Here is a 3762-nt window from a genome sequence, read left to right as displayed (position 1 = left end):
ACGCCGCGCCGGGCCGCGTCCTTCAGCGCGCGCCGGAAGCGCTGCCCCGGATAGAAGTAGGGCGTGATCAGGTCCACCCGCGCGGTCGCGCCGCGGATCGCCTCGACATAGGCGCGCTCGATCGTGCGACGCTGGCGCAGGTTGTCGCGCAGCACGAAGGCCACGCGCACCGGCGCCAGGCGCTCGGGATCGCGCCGGCGATGCTCGCCGCGCGGCATCCGGATGCGACGCATCAGGCGCTTGGCGCGCCGCGCCGGAGAGGCACTGCGGATCATCGCGCGCATCTCGTCGCCGAAGTCGTGCCCCAGCCAGGCCCGCGTCCAGACGGCGCGCGCGGCCTGCTCGATCGCCCGCACCGCCGGGCCGCTGACGCTCACCGCGAAGTCCAGCCGCGGCGCCTCGGTGCGGCCGTGATGCAGGTCGATGCGGTCGTCGATCACGTTGATGCCGCCGACGAAACCGACCAGCCCGTCCACCACGCACAGCTTCTGGTGCAGCCGGCGCAGTTGACCGGGATGCAGCCAGTTCCACCAGCGGTCGATCGGCCGGAACACCGCCAGCGCCACCGGTGCGCCGTCGAGCTGCTCGCGCAGCCAGCCCAGGCTGGCCTTGGAACCGAAGCCGTCCACGACCACTCGCACCCGCACGCCGCGCAGCGCCGCGCGACGCAAGGCGCCCAGCGTCGCGGCGCCAGCCTCGTCGTCATGAAAGATGTAGGTCGCGAGCCAGACCTCGTGCTCGGCCCGGTCGATCGCCGCGATCTGCGCCGGGAACAGCGCATCGCCCCCGCACAGCAGCCCCACCGCGTTGCCGCCCGAGAAGCTGGGCTGCGACCCGAGGGTCCAGGGGAAGAGGGGTTCCTGCGGCCGCTTCAAGATTCCAGGACGAGTTCAGCCAGCAGCGGCAGGTGGTCGGACATGCGCGCCCAGGCCGGACCGCGCGGCACCTTCATGTCGACGCAGCGCAGCCCGCGCGTGTAGATGCGGTCCAGCGAGAACACCGGCACCCGCGACGGGAAGGTCGGCAGCGAGCGCCGCGCGCCCGGCAGCGCCGCGCGGCTCAGCCCGCCGGCGCGCATCGGCTCGTCCAGCCGCTCGCCCCAGTCGTTGAAGTCGCCGGCCACCACCAGCGGCGCGCCCTTGGGCACATGGTCCTCGATGAACGCGCCCAGCCGCTGCACCTGCCGCACCCGGCTGCCGTGGATCAGCCCCAGGTGCGCCACCACCGCATGCACCTCCGTGCCCTGCCACTGCACCGGCACATGCAGCAGGCCGCGCTGCTCGAAGCGATGGTCCGACACGTCATGGTGGCCGACGTCCCCGATCGGGTAGCGCGACAGCAGCGCGTTGCCATGCTCGCCATGGCGCGTCACCGCGTTGGTGCGGTAGGCCACCTCGTAGCCCTCGGGCGCGAGGAACTCCGCCTGGCCCTGCTCCGGCCAGCCGAACCAGGTGCGCTCGAACTGGCGCGCCTCGCGGTGGTGGAAGAGCCGCACCTCCTGCAGGAACACCAGGTCCGCGTCCAGCGCCTGCACGCCCATGCCCAGGTTGTGGATCTCCAGCCGCTTGCCCGGCCCCATGCCGCGCACGCCCTTGTGGATGTTGTAGGTCGCCACCCGCAGCCGGCCGACGCTGTCCGCCGGCGAGGTGTCGGTGGTCGCGGAATTGGCCACGGCCGCGTGGCGCGGGGTGCGGCGGATCATGCGGCGCTCCCGGCCCGGCGGGCGCGCTGCGCGGGCAGCTGCAGCACGGCCTCGGCGTTGGAGGGCGAGAAGCACAGGTCGGCGGCCTCGCGCCAGGGCAGCCAGCGGTAGCGCAGGTGCTCGCGCGGCGCCAGCGTCACCGCGGTGCCGGCCGGCACCGTCAGGCCGAAGACATGTTCGGTGTTGCGGCTCACGCCCGGGGCGTAGCGGTGACGCCAGACCGGATAGATCTCGTAGACATTGACCAGGCCCCAGTCGTCGAGCGCGCCCGGGGCCAGGTCTTGCACGCGGATGCCGGTTTCCTCGAGCACCTCGCGGCTCGCGGTCTCGACCAGCGGCTCGTCGAGGCGGTCCTTGGAGCCGGTCACGCACTGCCAGAAACCGGGCCGGTCGGCGCGTTCCAGCATCAGCACGTCCAGCGCCGGGGTGTGGATCACGACCAGCACCGACTCGGGAATCTTGTAGGGGCGCGCGGACGCATCGGCGTCGGTATCGGTGTCCGCGGCGGCGGCCGCCGGGGGCATCGCGGCAGGGGCGAGAGGCACTTCGCTCATAGCGGGCAAGCATATCCCAGCGTCATGGCGCGACCGGCGCATGCCAGGCCTGGCACGCGGCCGACATGGATGCGGACGAGCGGGACAAACAGTCGACAACAACGGGCGCATTGCGGTTTCCGACATGAGCGGCGCCGAGTCCCGCAACGCTTGTTCACAAGCGCGGCACAAGGGCGCCGGCAGATGTGCGGCAGGAAATATAGAAAGTTTGTAGAGCCGTCGGCCCTGGTCGCTCATGTGGGCATCCGCCGTGCCGGCCGCCGGAAGAATGGGCTCACCAAGCACACACCCTGGAGGGGTCATGACCACGGTTTCCCAGATCAACGGCACCGGCGCCGCGCCGGTCGCGTCGCGCCAACTCGTCAACCGGCCGAGCGGCAGCTTCGAGATCAACGCCCGCGAGTACGGCAGCGTCGCCGCCGGCGCGATCGGCTTGGCGCAGGCCGCCTGGCAAGGCGGCGAGAACGCGGTGAGCAGCGTCGTCCATTGGAGCGAGGAAGGCCTGCAGGCGCTGGAGGACGGCGCCAAGGCGGTGGGCCACGCGGTCTCGAGCGGCGCGTCCGAGGTGGCGGAACTGGCGGGCGAGGTCAAGGACGCGGTGGCCAGCGGCGCGAGCACCGTGATGAAGGAGGCCGGCGAGCTCGGCAGCAGCGTCGGCGCCTACCTCGCGGCGGGCGCCGTCGCGGGCAAGGCGCTGGTCGACGAGATCCTCTGATCCTGCGCGCCGCCGCCCTCGTCCGGTGCGCCCGGGTGAGGCGCTCGCGCGCGCCGGTTCACCCCCTCGCCCTTCCGGAGCAGTGTTTCTGCGGGCCTCGACCGACTCGGTTTTGCTAAGGACCGCCAATCTCACGTCGTTTCCGGTCATCGATCGGGCGGTTTCAGCCCGGAACACTGCGGGCTTCCTTGGTGAACCCCCTTTGCCCATGTCCGATCCCCGCTCCCTGCCGGCCGCTTCGGCCGCGATGACCGCCTCGCCCCTCCCCCCCGTCGCCGTCGCCGTCGCCGTCGCCGTCGCCGTCTCCGACCGCGACCTTGCCGCCAGCTCGAGGCACCCCCACGTCGAGGGCCGATCGCGCCGGACGTCCGGCGGATGAGGGGGTGGCCCCCTCGGCCAACGGCGATGAACAGCAGTCGCCGGCCTCTTCTGCAACGGCCCCGGCGGCCGACACGACGATCCCCGACTGCCCCGCCTCCGACGCGCCGACGCCGGCCAACGCCAACATCGACGCCCAGAACACCGCCGTCACTTGCGGAACGAGGTCCGAGGTGACACCCGGCGCGGCGACCGACGACGACCGCGGCCCCGTCATCGGCTGGATCTGGCCCGGCGCGGGGCTGATCACGCCTTGGGCGTTCGGGGTGATGGCCGGCGGCCTGCGCGGTACTCGCGATGACGCCCCCTTCGCTCCGGCGCATGCCATCGGGCCGCCGGCCCACGGACCCGGCGACGCCGGGGGAGCCCGCGTCGCCCGCCAATCCCTCCGACCCCGGCAACTCCGGCAACTC

Annotated in this window: 5 protein-coding genes; 2 read left to right on the top strand and 3 right to left on the bottom strand. The window is 72.6% G+C overall.

What is annotated here, in order from left to right; all coding sequences use genetic code 11:
* The 3 genes from FUT87_RS26075 to nudB form a co-directional block, all read right to left on the bottom strand.
* Positions 1-875, bottom strand: an 875-nt coding sequence (locus tag FUT87_RS26075) for a phosphatidylserine/phosphatidylglycerophosphate/cardiolipin synthase family protein (RefSeq protein WP_255512047.1), incomplete at its 3' end; no start/stop codon positions are given.
* On the bottom strand, positions 872-1702 hold the full coding sequence (locus tag FUT87_RS26070; RefSeq protein WP_091721653.1) for an endonuclease/exonuclease/phosphatase family protein: 831 nt from the start codon (positions 1700-1702) through the stop codon (positions 872-874). The genes FUT87_RS26070 and FUT87_RS26075, both read right to left, overlap by 4 nt.
* Positions 1699-2226, bottom strand: a complete 528-nt coding sequence (gene nudB / locus FUT87_RS26065) for a dihydroneopterin triphosphate diphosphatase (protein WP_147242864.1) — start codon at positions 2224-2226, stop codon at positions 1699-1701. The genes FUT87_RS26070 and nudB overlap by 4 nt, the downstream gene beginning before the upstream one ends.
* A gap of 331 nt (positions 2227-2557) precedes the next feature.
* Here nudB and FUT87_RS29480 point away from each other — a divergent pair, with 331 nt between their 5' ends.
* Together FUT87_RS29480 and FUT87_RS30095 are read left to right on the top strand one after the other, a co-directional pair.
* Positions 2558-2971, top strand: coding sequence for a hypothetical protein (locus FUT87_RS29480; protein ID WP_183489781.1), 414 nt, complete (start codon positions 2558-2560; stop codon positions 2969-2971).
* A 383-nt stretch (positions 2972-3354) separates the two neighbouring features.
* Positions 3355-3762: hypothetical protein (locus FUT87_RS30095; RefSeq protein WP_222617297.1), on the top strand; the 408-nt coding region annotated here is incomplete at its 3' end.

This window comes from Mitsuaria sp. TWR114, from assembly GCF_007997345.1.
This window is presented reverse-complemented; position numbering and strand designations above follow the sequence as displayed.